The 15,200-nt window shown below is 68.8% G+C and carries 15 protein-coding genes; 13 read left to right on the top strand and 2 right to left on the bottom strand.

The window, feature by feature from the left end:
* The first annotated feature begins 77 nt into the window (after nt 1-77).
* The 6 genes from dapE to CW348_RS07075 all read left to right on the top strand — a co-directional run bounded on the left by dapE (nt 78) and on the right by CW348_RS07075 (nt 5,641).
* Entirely contained in the window at nt 78-1,142 is a 1,065-nt protein-coding gene (gene dapE / locus CW348_RS07100) for a succinyl-diaminopimelate desuccinylase (protein WP_011290942.1), read from the top strand.
* Nucleotides 1,143-1,244: 102 nt separating this feature from the next.
* Nucleotides 1,245-2,054 (top strand): TIGR00730 family Rossman fold protein, encoded by an 810-nt coding sequence (locus CW348_RS07095; RefSeq protein WP_011290943.1) that lies wholly within the window; start codon nt 1,245-1,247, stop codon nt 2,052-2,054.
* A gap of 55 nt (nt 2,055-2,109) precedes the next feature.
* A complete protein-coding gene (locus CW348_RS07090) occupies nt 2,110-2,589 on the top strand; it encodes a hypothetical protein (protein WP_016188209.1) in 480 nt (159 codons plus the stop codon).
* Nucleotides 2,586-3,242, top strand: a complete 657-nt coding sequence (locus tag CW348_RS07085) for a DNA-3-methyladenine glycosylase I (RefSeq protein WP_011290945.1) — start codon at nt 2,586-2,588, stop codon at nt 3,240-3,242. Before CW348_RS07090 ends, CW348_RS07085 begins: the two co-directional genes overlap by 4 nt.
* Nucleotides 3,243-3,580: 338 nt before the next feature.
* Entirely contained in the window at nt 3,581-4,159 is a 579-nt protein-coding gene (locus CW348_RS07080) for a hypothetical protein (RefSeq protein ID WP_011290946.1), read from the top strand.
* A 63-nt stretch (nt 4,160-4,222) separates the two neighbouring features.
* Nucleotides 4,223-5,641: a serine/threonine-protein kinase gene (locus tag CW348_RS07075; protein WP_016188211.1), complete on the top strand. Its 1,419-nt coding sequence runs from the start codon at nt 4,223-4,225 to the stop codon at nt 5,639-5,641.
* Between the two features lie 17 nt (nt 5,642-5,658).
* Here CW348_RS07075 and CW348_RS07070 read toward each other — a convergent pair whose 3' ends face one another.
* Nucleotides 5,659-6,450, bottom strand: a complete 792-nt coding sequence (locus CW348_RS07070; RefSeq protein ID WP_011290948.1) for an enoyl-CoA hydratase-related protein — start codon at nt 6,448-6,450, stop codon at nt 5,659-5,661.
* Nucleotides 6,451-6,788: 338 nt separating this feature from the next.
* On the opposite strand from CW348_RS07070, the gene CW348_RS07065 reads away from it, so the two are divergent.
* The 6 genes from CW348_RS07065 to CW348_RS07040 all read left to right on the top strand — a co-directional run bounded on the left by CW348_RS07065 (nt 6,789) and on the right by CW348_RS07040 (nt 12,658).
* Nucleotides 6,789-6,956: a DUF3117 domain-containing protein gene (locus CW348_RS07065; RefSeq protein ID WP_011290949.1), complete on the top strand. Its 168-nt coding sequence runs from the start codon at nt 6,789-6,791 to the stop codon at nt 6,954-6,956.
* Between the two features lie 133 nt (nt 6,957-7,089).
* Nucleotides 7,090-8,589: a leucyl aminopeptidase gene (locus CW348_RS07060; protein ID WP_016188212.1), complete on the top strand. Its 1,500-nt coding sequence runs from the start codon at nt 7,090-7,092 to the stop codon at nt 8,587-8,589.
* A 194-nt stretch (nt 8,590-8,783) separates the two neighbouring features.
* The gene (gene sigE, locus CW348_RS07055; protein ID WP_258076876.1) at nt 8,784-9,365 is read left to right on the top strand and encodes an RNA polymerase sigma factor SigE; all 582 of its coding nucleotides are present in this window, start codon (nt 8,784-8,786) and stop codon (nt 9,363-9,365) included.
* The gene (locus tag CW348_RS07050) at nt 9,362-10,000 is read left to right on the top strand and encodes an anti-sigma factor (RefSeq protein ID WP_011290952.1); all 639 of its coding nucleotides are present in this window, start codon (nt 9,362-9,364) and stop codon (nt 9,998-10,000) included. The genes sigE and CW348_RS07050 overlap by 4 nt, the downstream gene beginning before the upstream one ends.
* Nucleotides 9,997-11,070 (top strand): sigma-E factor regulatory protein RseB domain-containing protein, encoded by a 1,074-nt coding sequence (locus tag CW348_RS07045; protein ID WP_011290953.1) that lies wholly within the window; start codon nt 9,997-9,999, stop codon nt 11,068-11,070. The genes CW348_RS07050 and CW348_RS07045 overlap by 4 nt, the downstream gene beginning before the upstream one ends.
* A 256-nt stretch (nt 11,071-11,326) precedes the next feature.
* A complete protein-coding gene (locus CW348_RS07040; protein ID WP_287463216.1) occupies nt 11,327-12,658 on the top strand; it encodes a S1C family serine protease in 1,332 nt (443 codons plus the stop codon).
* A gap of 82 nt (nt 12,659-12,740) precedes the next feature.
* On the opposite strand, the gene CW348_RS07035 is transcribed toward CW348_RS07040, so the two are convergent.
* Nucleotides 12,741-13,880 (bottom strand): Mrp/NBP35 family ATP-binding protein, encoded by a 1,140-nt coding sequence (locus CW348_RS07035; RefSeq protein ID WP_104612836.1) that lies wholly within the window; start codon nt 13,878-13,880, stop codon nt 12,741-12,743.
* 320 nt (nt 13,881-14,200) lie between these two features.
* Here CW348_RS07035 and CW348_RS07030 point away from each other — a divergent pair, with 320 nt between their 5' ends.
* The gene (locus CW348_RS07030) at nt 14,201-15,163 is read left to right on the top strand and encodes a CPBP family intramembrane glutamic endopeptidase (RefSeq protein WP_016188216.1); all 963 of its coding nucleotides are present in this window, start codon (nt 14,201-14,203) and stop codon (nt 15,161-15,163) included.
* Nucleotides 15,164-15,200: the final 37 nt, after the last annotated feature.

Here is a 15,200-nt window from a genome sequence, read left to right as displayed (position 1 = left end):
CCGGTCCCGGTCGGCTCGAAGGAGCAGGCCGGGACCGGTAGCGTGTCCCCGTCCCGTCTCACCACGAAAGCGCAGCCATGTTGGATCTCACCGCGGATGTCCGTGACCTCACTGCACGCCTCATCGACATCGCGTCGGTGAGCGGGGAAGAGGAGCCGCTCGCTGACGCGGTAGAGCAGGCGCTGCGGTCCTATGCGCATTTGACTGTGCTGCGGGACGGCAACGCGGTCGTGGCCCGCACCGACCTGGGGCGGGAGCGGCGCGTGATCCTCGCCGGACATCTGGACACGGTGCCGATCGCCGACAACGTGCCTTCCCGCGTCGTGGACGGCAGGCTCTACGGCTGCGGGGCCTCCGACATGAAGAGCGGGGTGGCGGTCCAGCTCAAGCTGGCCGCGACCCTGACCGACCCGGTCTACGACCTCACGTTCGTCTTCTACGACTGCGAGGAGGTCGAAGCGGAGCGCAACGGGCTGCGACGGCTCGTCGCCCGGCATCCCGACTGGCTGCGCGGGGACTTCGCGGTGCTGCTGGAGCCCACGGGGGGCCAGATCGAAGGCGGCTGCCAGGGCACCATGCGGGTGGAGGTGACCGCGCAGGGGGTGCGCGCGCACAGCGCCCGCTCGTGGATGGGCCGCAACGCCATCCACGAAGCCGGCCGGATCCTCGACGTGCTGCGCGCCTACACGCCGCGCCAGCCCGAAGTGGACGGACTGCGCTACCACGAAGGGCTCAACGCGGTGGGGATCACCGGCGGGGTGGCGGGCAACGTCATCCCCGACCAGTGCGTCGTCACCGTCAACTACCGGTTCGCCCCCGACCGCACCCCGCAGGAAGCCGAAGCCCACCTGCGGGAAGTGTTCGACGGGTTCGACGTGCGGGTGACCGACGTGGCGGCAGGGGCCCGCCCAGGGCTGGACCATCCCACGGCGGCCGCGTTCGTGGCCTCGGTCGGCGGCGGGCAGGCACGCGCGAAACTCGGGTGGACCGATGTGGCGCGCATGGCCGAGCTGGGGATTCCCGCGGTCAACTACGGTCCCGGGGATCCCACCCTCGCGCACACGAAAGACGAGTGGGTGGACTTGGCGGAGATCGCCACCGCGGAGCAGCGGATGGCCGCCTGGCTGACCGGGGCAGGGTAAAGGCGCTTGCCGCGGTGGTTGTCGCCGCTCAGACCGCTTGCGGACACCGTTGCTTGGCCTGAAAGTCGATGCGAGAAACCTCAGAGTGGGTAACGTTGCGACATGACGGATTCTCGATCGATCGAACGGCAGGCAGGTCCCCTCACCTACCGGGGAAGAGAGATCCCTAAGAGCACCACTGACCAGCGGCTGCTGGACCGTCGCGGCCCGACGGACTGGGTGCACACCGATCCCTGGCGGGTGCTGCGCATCCAGTCGGAGTTCGTTGAGGGCTTCGGCATGCTCTCCGAGGTGGGCAGGGCCGTGTGCGTGTTCGGCTCGGCCCGGATCAAACCGGAGACCCCCTACTACGAGCTGGGGGAGGAGATCGGCCGCAAGCTCGTGGAGGCCGGGTACACGGTCATCACCGGCGGCGGTCCGGGGTTGATGGAGGCCGCCAACAAGGGGGCCGCCGACGTCGGCGGGACCTCGATCGGCCTCGGTATCGAGCTGCCGTTCGAGCAGTCGCTCAACGACTACGTCAACCTGGGGGTCGTCTTCCGGTACTTCTTCGTCCGCAAGACGATGTTCGTGAAGTACTCCCAGGCGTTCGTCGTGCTGCCGGGCGGCTTCGGCACGCTCGACGAGCTGTTCGAAGCGCTCACCCTGGTGCAGACCGGCAAGATCACCCGCTTCCCGGTGATCCTGGTGGGCACGGACTTCTGGGGCGGCCTGGTGGAGTGGATCAACGACCGGCTGCTCGCTGAAGGCTTGATCTCTCCGAGCGACCCCGATCTGATCCACCTCACCGACGACCCGGACGACGTCATCGAGACGATCCAACGGGCCCACGCAGAGTGGGAGCGGGCCCTGGAAGAGGAGGAGGCGGTCACAGAGCTGGAGGAGGCCCTGCGGGAAGCCGAGCACTCCTGAGCCGTGGATTGTGCCGCGTCACATTCTGTGGCGGGGATGTGGCACGATCGACAGTGTGATAGCCATCCTGATCCTGACAGCACTGGCTGCCTTCGCGGTGCTCGTCACCGTGGCGGTTCTGGTCATGGGGCATGGCGGGCAACTGGCGCGGTTCGAAGCTGATCACCCTCCGCTGGACCTGCCCGTTGACCGCCTGGTGACCGGCCGTGACGTGGCGCGAATCCGGCTTCCCCTCGCGCTGTGGGGATACCATGTGCGCGCCGTTGACGAGGTGCTGGACCGGATGGCCGCCGACATCGAGGAGCGGGACGCGCGTATCGCCCAGTTGGAAGCGCGGTTGCACAGCCCCGCCTCCTCTGCAGCACGGCCACAGGTGTGGTATCCGCGTTCCCCCCGGGAAACTTCAGCGGAGGGGGGAGAGCAGCACGCTCCCGAGAGTGAAGGATCTGATACCGACCCCTGGCCGGACGCGGCCGCACCCCCCGGGGTCGAGTACGCCAACCAGCATTCCGGGATAGGAGACCGTCAAGAATGAGCGTGGAGAGTCCGCCCCAGGAGTCGTCCGGGGCGGACTTCCCTTCACAAGGGGCACGCCGCGGCGCCGACGGGCGGTTCCGCTGCCCGTGGGCGTTGGGCGCCGCCGATTTGATGCGCTACCACGACCTGGAATGGGGCGTCGTGGTCCGCGACGATCGGGGACTGTTCGAACGGGTCAGCCTGGAAGCGTTCCAGGCCGGGCTGTCGTGGCTGACCGTGCTGCGGAAACGCGCGGCGCTCCGGGAGGTGTTCTGCGGTTTCGACATGGCCCGGGTTGCGGCGTTCACGGAGCGGGACGTGCAGCGGCTGCTCGCGGACGCGCGGATCATCCGCAGCCGCGCCAAGATCGAAGCGGTCATCAGCAATGCGCGGGCGGCTTTGGCACTGCCGGAAGGGCTGGCGGAGTTCGTGTGGCGGTATGCGCCTGAGTCGCCGCCGCCCGCACCGAAGACGGCCGCGGACGTGCCCGCGTCCACCCCGGAGAGCGCCGCGTTGGCGCGGGCGTTGAAGCAGCGCGGGTTCCGTTTCGTCGGCCCGACGACCGTCTACGCGATGATGCAGGCGGTGGGGATGGTGGACGACCACCTCGTCGACTGCCACTGCCGTGGGAGCGGCACTGCCCGCGGGTATCCCGCGGAATCCCCAGCCTGAGCGGGGCGCGCCAGCGGTCGGGTGTCCGTGCCGCGGCTGCTTCTTTTCCGCACGCGGGTGGGCAATACTTTCCTTTTGCCGGTTTCCTTGGGATTGGAGAATTCGACCTAAGGAAATCCGCGAACAGTACCCCCCGAAACCCCCGCGTGCCGCGGAAAACACCACCATTATTCATGTGATTTTCGTCACATTGCTTGCCGGTGTGGGGGTAGTTCGCGTGGCTTATCCTGTTTCGCTGTATTGCGAACGTCCCCTCCATGCACGTTCGCACCGTTGGAGGAAGCGATGATCGATTCGCGCCAGAGTCCTCGCTCCACACCCCCCGTTAGGGAACAGCGGTGACCGCGCCCCCCGAATCGGAGCGGAGCGCGCGCCCGTCAGCGGCATCCCCGATCCGAGCGATGTCGCTGTGGCCCCCGCCCCGATCCGCCCGACACAACAACCGGCGCCCCAAACTGCCCCTCATCCTCGGTGTAGGCGTCGGCGTCGTCGTGCTGGCCGTCATGGTCGGCAGCCTGCTGTGGGGAGAAGAAGAGCCAGAACCCGAAGAACCCCCTGCTGTCGTCACCGACGGCATCCCCGAAGAGTACGCGGGAAGCTGGAGCGGGGAGATGTCCCAGCACGACGAGGAAGGCAACCTGGTCGCCGACTGGGTGGTCCAGCTCAAACTCGACGCGGGGACTGACCGAGGCAGTGCAGAACTGCTTCCCTTCCACTGCCGGGGCAGCATCGTCCTCACCGAGCAGACCGCGGAATCTCTCGTGTTCGACTACGCGGAAACCTACGATCCGGAGGACCGCTGTATCGACACGAGCATGCTCACCCTGACCCAACGCGTCCCCGGAACACTCGAGGCCACGTGGGAGGGTATCTCCCGAGAAGGAACCGTCATGACCTCCACGGGTACCCTCAAGTAGGTTCGCCCCATGCCCGCCGCCAGCCAGGACAACGACGGCGGGCCCAGCCAATCGGGAGGACCGATGGCCGATCCGGCCCCCTTGATCGACACCGACCCCGCGCGCATCGGGGAGTACACGCTACTTGGACGGCTCGGACAGGGCGGTCAGGGAGTTGTCTACCTCGGAAGCGCCCCTGACGGGGCACGGGTGGCGGTCAAGACGCTGCACCGGGACGCCCTCGACCTGCCGGGCCTGCGCGAACAGCTCGCCGAAGAAGTCGAGATGGCCCGCCGGGTTGCGCGGTTCTGCACCGCGCAAGTGCTCGCCGCCGACCTCGACGCCGACCCGCCCTACGTGGTCAGCGAGTACGTGGAAGGCCCCTCGCTGCAGGCCGTGGTCCGCGAGCGAGGGCCGCTGCGCGGAGCCAGCCTGGAACGGCTCGCAGTCGGCACCCTCACCGCCCTCGCCGCCATCCACCAGGCCGGAATCGTGCACCGCGACTTCAAACCGGCCAACGTGCTCATGGCCCCCGGGGGCCCGCGCGTCATCGACTTCGGCATCGCCCGGGCCCTCGAAGGAACCGCGATCCTCACCAGCAGGATCGCCGGGACCCCCGCCTACATGGCCCCGGAGCAGATCACCGGTGGGCCGCTCGGACCGGCCGTCGACATGTTCGCCTGGGGTGCCACCCTCGTCTACGCGGCCAACGGGCGCGGCCCGTTCGGCCACGGCTCCCTGAAAGCCGTAGTCCAGCGAGTCATCAACGACGAACCGGACTTCGGGGAGCTCAGCGGCACCCTGCGCGAAATCGCGGAACGCTGCCTGAACAAAGACGCCGCCCAGCGGCCGACCGCGGCCGAAACCCTCATGCTGGTGCTCGGCATCGAAGGGCCGCCCCCGACTGAGGAGCCCAGCACGGACACGGCCATCCCCGTCACCCACCAGACCCTCGTGGCCGGGGCGATCGCCGCTGCCGACACGGGAGAGCAGGAGAGCGCCGCGGAACTCTACCGCTCCTACCCGCCGGCCCCTCCGCCACCGCACTCCAACGTCGCGGCCCAGCCGTCTCCGACGCCCCCGCCACACCCGCAGACCGCCAGCGGCCCCCAGCCTTCCCTGCCCTCGACTGGTGCACAGCACTCCGGATACGGGTATGCGACCGGGCCGCACCAGTCCGGATACGGGTATGCGACCGGTCCCCAGCAGGGCGGGTACGCGCCCCCGCCCGGACCGCACCAGCACGCCTATCCCACCCCCCATTCCGGGAATGCGGCCATCCCGCCCCACGGGGGGCCGAGCGGCCCCTACGCCCCCGCCCAGCCGTGGATGCCGTCCACCGGGGGCTACCCCCAGACCAGCCAGCCCTATAGCGGGCAGCAGTACCAGCAGCAGGCCGAGGGGACCAGCACCGCGTTCGTGCTCGGCGTCGTCAGCATCGCCGTCATCGCCGGGGTCCTGCTCTTCATCCTGCTGTTCCTGCTGATCGGCAGCCTCGGCTGACCGTGCCGCGCTGCCGGTCAGCATCCGCGGAAGGCGGGCTGCCGCTGCTCGAGGAAAGCCAGCGCGGCCTGCAGGTGGTCGGCGGTCTCCACGCACTGGTCTTGGAGGCTGGCTTCGATCTCCAAAGCACCTGCCAGGTCCAGCGCCGCGCCGCACCCCACCTCCGCCTTGATCGCGGAATAGGCCACGGTCGGCCCGGAAGCCAGGCGCAGGGCGAGACTGCGCGCGGCGTGTGCCAGCTCCTCCGGTGCGACAACCCGGGCGACCAGCCCGATATCGAGGGCGCGTTCTGCCGTCACCGGCTCGGCGAGCAGCAGCATCTCCATCGCCCGCGCCTGGCCCACCAGCCGCGGCAGCGTCCAGGAGACCCCGGAATCCGCGCCCAGCCCCAGACTGGCGAACGCGAGGACGAACGACGCGCCGGCGGCAGCGATCCGCAAGTCCGCGGCGAACGCCAGCCCGGCGCCCGCGCCCGCCGCCACGCCGTTGACCGCGGCGACCACCGGCTTAGGCATCCGGGCCATGGTCAACACGATGGGGTTGGTGTAGGCGCGCACCGTGTCCCCGAAGCCTTTGCCTTCGCTGAGCCGCCGACCGTGCTCCACCATGTCCCAGCCAGCGCAGAACGCTTCGCCCGCCCCGGTGAGCAGCACCGCGCGGACCGCGGCGTCCCCGCGCGCCCGCTCCAAAGCCTCGAGCAGCAGCTGCTGCGTTTCCACGGTGAGCGTGTTGCGCATTTCCGGCCGGTTCAGCGTGATCGTGGCGACCCCGTCGGCAGCCTCGTAGCGGACGCTCTCTTTATCGGACATTGACTCTCCCTGACACAGCGGGTCCGTAATTCGCGGAGCGCAGTCCTCGCCCGAGACTGTCCTGGCTGGTGGAATAAGGAATCCCACGGGGGTAGCAGAGTCTTCGGACGGCACCGCCAGCACCGTTGCCGTCCCACGATCGTCGAGTTTCGTCCGGCTCACAACCTCCCGGTCGTTTCCAACCCGGGGCCAAAACCGAGATAATGACAGATCAGTGATTCGTTCACTGAGTCACGCGGATTCGGCCCGCTCCGCACTCCGGACTCGTTGAGACGATCCGGGACGCCGATGGACCGACTCACACACGCGCGACCATCGTCTAGGAAAGGGGATACGGCATGGCGGCGATGAAGCCGAGGACCGGAGATGGACCGCTGGAGGTCACCAAGGAGGGTCGCGGCATCATCATGCGGGTTCCGCTGGAGGGCGGTGGGCGTCTGGTGGTCGAGCTGACCCCGGCCGAGGCCGGTGAACTCGCCAACGCACTCAACGAAGTCGTCAGTTAACGGTTTTCCCACCGTTGTCCCATCGTGGTGCCGGGCGACCAGACCTGACTGCGTCTTCACCCCCGCCCACACGGTCAGCGAGAGTGATCGTCCGGCCACGCGATATCCGAATCCACGAGGAATGTGAGTGCCCGTGCCGCTCGCTACGGAGATCCACCCGACTGACGGCGTCCTCGCCGAATCCACCGCTGACCGCCTCGCGATCATCGTCCGCGCTGGAACGGACGGGCCGCAGCCGGTAGCGGACGGCGTAGGACTGAGCCTGACCAACCTCGACGCCCGGCTTCCCGCGTCGGTGGCGCAATTGTTCGACACCTACGAATTCCGCGGGAAAGCAGGGCAGATCGTCGAGTTCCCGGTGGATCTCGGTCGAGGGCTGATCCGCCTGTCGTTCCTCGGGGTCGGCGACGCCACCCCCGAGGAGATGCGCAAGGCGGGCGCGGCGTTCGCACGCTCGGTGAGAGGAAGCTCCCGAGCCGCGGTCAACGCTGCTGTCTCGGGTCACGACCCGGAAGCGCTGACCGCCTTCGTGGAAGGGGCGTTGCTGGCCTCCTACACGTTCACGCTGACTGAGACAGCCGAGGGCACCGCGCCCGCGGCAGCGATCGACCTGGTTGGTTCGGCAGCCTCCGAGGCCGCCGAACCAACCAGGCGGGGCACGGTCCTGGCCCGGGCTACCGCCATGGCCCGGGACCTCATCAACACTCCCGCAGCGGAGAAAAGCCCCGCGTGGCTCGCGTCTCGAGCCGAAGCCATCGGCGCAGAAGCGGGACTGTCGGTCCGGGTCTGGGACGAGGAAGCCCTGTACCACGACGGGTTCGGCGCGATCCTGACCGTCGGCCAAGGATCGCCCCGGCCGCCGCGACTGGTGGAACTCTCCTACCGCCCAGCCGGCGCCACCGAGCACATCGTCCTCGTCGGCAAAGGCATCACCTTCGACACCGGCGGACTGTCGTTGAAACCCAACGACAACATGAAGCTCATGAAGACCGACATGAGCGGCGCCGGAATCATCCTCGCGGTCCTCTCGGCCGTGCAGGAACTCGGCGTCCGGGTCTCGGTCACCGGGCTGCTCGCGATCGCGGAGAACGCCTTCTCCGGTTCGGCCATGCGGCTAGGCGATGTGCTGACCACCTACAGCGGGCGCACCGTCGAAGTGCTCAACAGCGACGCGGAAGGCCGCCTCGTGCTCGCCGACGCGATCGGCTACGCCGTCACCAAGCTGGCCCCCGACACCCTGGTGGACGTGGCTACGCTCACCGGGGCAGCCAGGGTCGCCCTGGGCAGCGGGATCGGCGCCCTCTTCGCCACCGACGACACGCTGGCCGCCGCACTCGTCGACGCGGGGAAGCGGTCCGGCGAGACCCTGTGGCGGATGCCGCTGCACGAGGAGTACCGCGACGCCCTCGACTCTCCCGTCGCCGACCTGGCGAACACGAGCGTCAAAGACGACTACGGGCACCCCGGAGCCATCGAGGCTGCGCTCTTCCTCCGCGAATTCGTCGGCTCCGTGCCCTGGGCGCACCTGGACATCGCCGGCCCGGGCCGGTCCATGAGCGACGAGGGAATCCTCAGCAAGGGCGGTACCGCGTTCGGCACCCGGCTGCTGCTGCGCTGGCTCGCCGAACGGTAAACTCCCGCACCCCCTGAACCGGGCAGCAGCCTCGGACCTGCCGCTGTCCGGAACCGCAGCAGCGCCCACCCCCGGTTCGGCAGGCCCAAAGTCCTCTCGTGTGTGCGGTGCGGAACTTAATCGTTCCCCGCGGTGTTAATGAAAAGCAGGAGTATCGACGCCCCGCCACGTGGACCGAGCGCCGAACGAAGGGAGTGCTAGTGGCAGACCCAGCCCCTGCCGCCGACTTCGGCCATTGGGAGCCGCCAAGCTGGGAAGAGGTGGTACGCACCCACTCGGCTCGGGTCTACCGGCTCGCCTACCGGCTGACCGGCAACCAGCACGACGCTGAAGACCTCACCCAGGAGGTCTTCATCCGCGTCTTCCGGTCGCTGGCCAACTACACTCCCGGAACCTTCGAGGGGTGGCTGCACCGCATCACCACCAACCTGTTCCTCGACATGGCGCGGCGCCGTTCCCGCATCCGCTTCGAAGGACTCGCGGAAACCGCCAACGACCGTCTCGAGGGTCGGGAACCCTCCCCCGCGCAGGCTTACGACGACCGCCACTTCGACGCCGACGTGCAGGCCGCACTCGACGCACTCTCCCCCGAGTTCCGCGCCGCCGTTGTGCTGTGTGACATCGAAGGGCTCTCCTACGAGGAGATCGCCGCCACTCTGGGAGTGAAGCTGGGCACGGTGCGCAGCCGAATCCACCGCGGCCGAGCCCAACTCCGCGCCGCGCTGCAGCACCGCCGCCAGGCAGCCGAACGGGTCGGGGAGGTCACGGAAGCATGAGCCACCTAGAGGAGCAGCTCTCCGCCTTCATCGACGGCGAGTTGGGGCACAGCGAGCGGGAACGGGTGCTCAGCCACCTCGCCCGCTGCGAACCATGCCGGTTCGAAGCCGCCATGCTGCGCCAGTTGAAACAGCGGCTGTGCACCCTGCGGCCCCCAGAACCCGCCTCCGAGTTCCTCACCCGGCTCCTCGCCCTTCCCGAGGCCACCACCGGGGACCCGCCCGCACCCCCCAGCGGGTTCGGTGCGTCCCCGCCCCTGGGAGCAGGCCAACCGCTCGGCGGACTCCCCCTGCCGCGCCCGGAACGGCGCCCCGCCCCGGCCCGCGGACTCTTCCGGTTCCGCGGCGAGTGGGGGCGCGCCCGCTACGCGGTCGCGGGAGTCTCCATGCTCGCCGCCGCCCTCGGCACCGCGTTCCTCGCCGGTGGAGACCCCGCGGAACCCCCCGTGGTCACCCCGGCGCTCACCGACTACGCGATCGAACACGCGGCCGTCTCCGGGCAGTCCCCGCTGGGGGACCCCGCCACGGTCCCAGTGGTCACCCGTCCCCTGTCCCCGCACGATGCACCAACAGTGCAGGTTGTCCAGACGGTCAACCGCGGGGTGATGCGGTCGGACACCCCTGAGCACCGGTGAGCGGGGGCCGTGACACGGCCGGTCCCCGATGGCGTGCACCGGCCACGGCAGCCGTGCTGTGCCTGCTGCTGTGCCTGGTATCCGTCGCCGTTGTCGGCGACTCTGCCGACCGTCCCGCGGGACGGCGCGGCGGGGACGGCATGGCGGTCCTGCGGCGCGCCGCAGAGACCAGCGTCCGCCTCTCCTACCAGGGGGTCCGCGTGGTGTCCTGGGTCGACAGCACGGGCCGCACGGAAACCGCCCGGCTGAACATCCTCCACCAGCCCGGCGTGGGCACGCTGGTCAGTCCACTCCACGACACCGGGGAAGGCACCAACCTGCTGGTCGGATCAACCCCCTGGGGCAGGGTGGGCAAAGACGTGCTCGACGTGCTGGAAACCAACTTCTGGGTCCGCACCGAAGGGGAAACCCAGATTGGGCAGCGCTCCGCCGTGGGTGTGGTCGCCCAACGGGACAACGGGCAGGTCGCGGCCCGCTTCTGGACCGATGAGCACACCGGGCTGCTGCTGCGTCGCGAAGTGTACGACATCAGCGGGGAAGTCGCGCAGACCAGCGTGTTCGAATCCATCCAGTTCGGTGTGGACGCGGCCGCGCTTGCCGAGGAGACACGACAGCCCGACGTCGTCAGCCGACCCTGGGGCGACGAACTCGACCCGCAGGAACTCCGCCAGTTGCGAGACGAAGGCTGGGTGCTGCCGGAACGGCTGCTGTGGGGCTTCGAACTGGTTGAGGCCCGCGCCACCGGCGAAGGAGACGAGCGGATCACCCACCTGACCTACTCCGACGGGATCAGCGTGATCTCCGTGTTCACCCAGCGCGGCAGCCTCGGCGGGGCAGCGGTCACCGGGCTGCGCCGGACCGAAGAGGACGGCGCCCTCGTCCACGTCGCCGACGAAGGCGGCCAGCACCAGCGGATCTGGGAAGCGGACGGGTTCGTGCACACGGTGCTCGCCGACGCGCCAGCGGGTCTCGTCGCCGACGTCCTCCACGCGCTGCCCCCGCCCGACCGCCACGGTTTCTGGGAGCGAGTCGGTCGAGGTTTCGAACGCGTGGGAACGTGGCTCGACTAATGTGCATCCCAGAGAAGGGGCATGCGGAACCCCGTGGTCACGGACGAGTGTGGCCTCCTTAACCAGCGTTGATCTTGTGCGCGCCAGGATGGATCGGGCAGTAACAGACGGAGATCACATGACCAACGAGACCGGACGCCGCGACATACACGGAGAGGCGGAAGACCCGGTGACGGGACCGGCAAAGCCCCCGTCCGGGCCGTACACCGGTTCCGCGTCAGGCCCCGCCACAGCACCGCCGGCCAGCCTGGGCGGGATGAGCCCCGGGCCAGCGTGGTCGCCCATCGGAGAGCAGCCCGCCGCATCCGGATGGAATCCTTCCGCGGGGCCGGGACCGGTCAGGCAGACTCCGTCATCGCACACCCAGACCTGGGCGGTTCCTCCCGGACTGCGGAATCCGGGGCCCCCGCCCGACGCAGTCCACTCCACCGGGCAGTGGCCGGTCTTCACCCCCGGCATCCCCGCGGAAGAACCGCAGCAGCGGCCCCGCCGGAACGGCATGCCGCTGTGGGCGGTGCTGCTCCTCGTCATGGTTGTAGCCGCAGGATCGGCAGGTGTCGGCGGCATGGTGGGCGCCTCCCTCGTCGCCCCAGAAGAATCCCCGCCCCCGCAGAGCAGCGGCGCGCCCAACAACGAAGTGCCCAGCGACGTGCCGAGCCGCGCCCCCGACACTATTGCCGGGGTCGCCCAGCGGGTCAGCCCCAGCGTGGTATCGATCCGCAGCACCAGCCCGCAGCTCAGCGGCAACGGCTCCGGGTTCGTCATCGAAGGCAACTACGTGGTGACCAACAACCACGTGGTCGACGCGGTGCGCCGCGGCGGGATCGAAGTCGTCTACAGCGACGGCCACGTCAGCCGGGCTGAAGTGGTGGGCGCGGCAGCCTCCTCCGACTTGGCGGTGCTCAAACTAGCGGACCCGTTGGATGTGGAACCGCTGGAATTCGGCGACTCTGATGAGGTAGCCGTCGGCGACACCGTGATCGCGATCGGCGCCCCGCTCGGACTGGACGGCACGGTCACCTCGGGGATCGTCAGCGCCCTCAACCGCCCGGTGACCGTGGGGGAGGACGGCCAAGAGGCCTACCTCAGCGCGATCCAGACCGACGCGGCCATCAACCCAGGCAACTCGGGGGGCCCGCTCGTCAACGAGCAGGGCCTGGTGATCGGGGTCAACTCGGCGATCGCCACCATGAGCGGGTCGAGCGGGGAGCAGAGCGGCAGCATCGGCCTCGGATTCGCGATCCCCTCCAACCAGGCCTCGCGGGTGGTGGAACAGCTCATCGAAACCGGTGAAGCACCGCATGCCGTCATCGGCGCCATCCTCGACCTGCGCTATCCGGAGCAGGGCGCGCTGATCATGGAAGCGGGCCGGGGCGCGGAGACCGTGATGCGGGGCGGCCCCGCGGACCAGGCCGGCCTGCGGCCCGGCGACGTCATCGTGGAGTTCGACGGCACCACGGTGCGGGACGCCACCCAGCTCATCACCCTGATCCACACCAAAGCCCCCGGCGACCGGGTGGAGGTCCGCTACCTGCGGAACGGGAGAGAACACACCACGACCCTGGTGCTGGGGTCGTCCAACGACTAGGCCGTACACGCATCGAGGTCCCGGTCCTCCTGGTGAGGGCCGGGACCTCGCACGTCTTCCAGTTCCTTGAGTCGGTGTTCGATCAGCGGCGGGTGGGGCTCAACCCCAGCATCATGCCGGCCAGGCCGCGCGGCTTGCCGAGCAGCTCCTCGGCGATCGACCGCAGCACCTTGCCTGCCTCACTGTCCGGGGCGTCGAGCACCAGCGGAACACCGCGGTCGCCGCCTTCCCGAAGCGCCACGTCCAACGGCACTTGGCCCAGCAGCGGGACCTTGGTGCCCAAGGTCCGCGACAGCCCGTCGCAGACCGCCTGGCCCCCGCCTTCACCGAAGATGTAGACCCGCTCGTCGCTGCCCGGGGCCTGGTAGTAGGACATGTTCTCGACCACGCCAGCGACCCGCTGGTGGGTCTGCGCGGAGATCGACCCGGCGCGTTCGGCAACCTCGGCCGCAGCCTGCTGCGGGGTGGTCACCACGAGGATCTCGGCGTTCGGCAGGAGCTGCGCCACCGAGATCGCGACGTCACCGGTGCCCGGGGGAAGGTCCATCAGCAAGACGTCCAGGTCACCCCAGTAGACGTCGGCGAGGAACTGCTGCAGTGCGCGGTGCAGCATCGGGCCGCGCCAGACGACCGCCTGGTTGCCCTGGGTGAACATGCCGATCGAAATCACTTTGATCCCGTGCGCGGTCGGCGGCAGGATCATGTCCTCAACCTTGGTGGGGCGGTCGCTGACACCCAGCATCCGCGGCACGGAGTGTCCGTAGATGTCGGCGTCCACAACCCCCACCTTGTGGCCCTGGGCCGCCATGGCAGCAGCCAGGTTCACCGTGATCGAGGACTTGCCGACCCCACCCTTGCCAGAGGCGACAGCAAACACCTTGGTGAGTGAGTTCGGCTTGGCGAACGGGATCTCCTTCTCTGCGTGGCCACCGCGCAGTTTGGCCTGCAGCGCCTTGCGCTGCTCGTCGCTCATGACGTCGAGCGTGACCTTGACTCCGGTCACCCCCGGCACTTTGCTGACTGCGTCGGCGACATCCTTTTCGATGCGGCCACGCATGGGACAGCCGGCCACCGTGAGGTAGATACCGACGGAGACCGTGCCGTCGTCGTGGATCTCGACGCTTTTGACCATGTCGAGTTCGGTGATGGGGCGGTGGATCTCCGGGTCCTTGACGGTGGCCAGAGCCGCGTTCACCTGCTCGGTGGTGGGTGTGGTGGACATGTCATCAATGGTACGAAAGCCCAGGTGCCCCACGCGCAGGTGACCTTGCCCACCTGCCGTAGCCGAAGTGGGACGTTCTTAACACCGGTAATACACGTTCCACTAGTAGTGTCGGACGGACGATGGGAAACGTGCCACCACCTTGGCCGTCCGGACCCGACCCTCGGGAACGGGCGGTTCCACAGCATTCTCAGGTATGGGCATCGCCCGGCCAGGCAGCGCATCCGGGGGGACCGGATGCGGTATGGGCGTGGCCGCCGCCCGTAAAACCACCCCGGCCGCGGGTCGACACGCCGCCGCCCGGTGTTCCTTATCACAGAATGGGCCGCACCGAACGGCACCGCTGGTGGAAACCACCACTGGCCATCGGCTGCGCGATCCCGCTCTCCTTCGGCTTGGGCCTGTTCTTCGTGCTCGTGCTGGAACTGGTGAAAGCCATCCGGCACATCCCTGCCGACGTGGCGGAGCTCGGCCACCCGGTCGCCGACCTCGCCGTGGAACTGGTGCTGGTGATCGTGCTGCTTCCCGCGGTGCTGATCGCGGTGCGGGTCGTCCAGCGGCGACGGGCCGGCACGCTGTCCTCTGTGGAGGGGCGGCTGCGTTGGCGGTGGCTGCTGCGCTGCACTGCCGTGGCCGTCGGATGCGTCGTCGTCTCCTTCGGCGGGCTGATGGCGCTCCTGGTGATCACGGAACCGGGAGAACCGCTGTTCGGCGAGTTCGCGGGAATGGAGACGTTCCTCGCCGCACTGGCGGTCATCTTCCTGCTGGTGCCCTTCCAGGCCGCGGCTGAGGAGTACGCGCTGCGCGGCTTCCTCATGCAGCTTGTCGGCGGCTACGGAGACCCGACACGGCCGGGGCGTTCCGCGCCGGGCCGTCTCTTCCACCGGTTCCTCGCCTCCCCAGTGCCCGCTATCCTGGTCAGCGGCCTGATCTTCACCCTGCTGCACGACTACTACGACTGGGCGCTGCTCGACGTCGCAGTGTTCGGCCTGGGCATGGCGTGGCTCACCTGGTACACCGGGGGACTGGAAGCGGCGATCGCCCTGCACGTCGTCCACAACCTCGTGGCGTTCGTGCTGGCTGCCTACGAAGGAGATTTCGACAGTTCCGGCGACACCGGCAGTTGGCAGTCACTCCTCGCCACGATCGTCGAAGTGAGCGTGTTCTGCCTGGTGGTGGCGTGGATGCGGCGCAAACAGGCGATACGCCACACTACGCCGGAAGCAGAGGCCACCCCACCGGCACGGCCGCAGTCTCCCCCACCGTCCCCCCAGTGGTCGTAAAGAACGTTTCTTCCATGGTCCTTCGGGTAGCTCCCGA

Source organism: Thermobifida sp. (assembly GCF_017577275.1).
In the GTDB taxonomy this organism is placed as follows: Bacteria; Actinomycetota; Actinomycetes; order Streptosporangiales; family Streptosporangiaceae; genus Thermobifida; species Thermobifida fusca.
This window is presented reverse-complemented; position numbering and strand designations above follow the sequence as displayed.

What these genes read in the sequence shown, in the direction of transcription:
- CW348_RS07050 (WP_011290952.1), top strand. Translation starts at nt 9,362, where the DNA reads ATGAGCCACCTAGAGGAGCAGCTCTCCGCCTTCATCGACGGCGAGTTG.
- dapE (WP_011290942.1), top strand. Translation starts at nt 78, where the DNA reads ATGTTGGATCTCACCGCGGATGTCCGTGACCTCACTGCACGCCTCATC.
- CW348_RS07085 (WP_011290945.1), top strand. Translation starts at nt 2,586, where the DNA reads ATGAGCGTGGAGAGTCCGCCCCAGGAGTCGTCCGGGGCGGACTTCCCT.
- CW348_RS07030 (WP_016188216.1), top strand. Translation starts at nt 14,201, where the DNA reads ATGGGCCGCACCGAACGGCACCGCTGGTGGAAACCACCACTGGCCATC.
- CW348_RS07065 (WP_011290949.1), top strand. Translation starts at nt 6,789, where the DNA reads ATGGCGGCGATGAAGCCGAGGACCGGAGATGGACCGCTGGAGGTCACC.
- CW348_RS07070 (WP_011290948.1), bottom strand. Translation starts at nt 6,450, where the DNA reads ATGTCCGATAAAGAGAGCGTCCGCTACGAGGCTGCCGACGGGGTCGCC.
- CW348_RS07075 (WP_016188211.1), top strand. Translation starts at nt 4,223, where the DNA reads ATGGCCGATCCGGCCCCCTTGATCGACACCGACCCCGCGCGCATCGGG.
- CW348_RS07095 (WP_011290943.1), top strand. Translation starts at nt 1,245, where the DNA reads ATGACGGATTCTCGATCGATCGAACGGCAGGCAGGTCCCCTCACCTAC.
- CW348_RS07040 (WP_287463216.1), top strand. Translation starts at nt 11,327, where the DNA reads ATGAGCCCCGGGCCAGCGTGGTCGCCCATCGGAGAGCAGCCCGCCGCA.
- CW348_RS07035 (WP_104612836.1), bottom strand. Translation starts at nt 13,880, where the DNA reads ATGTCCACCACACCCACCACCGAGCAGGTGAACGCGGCTCTGGCCACC.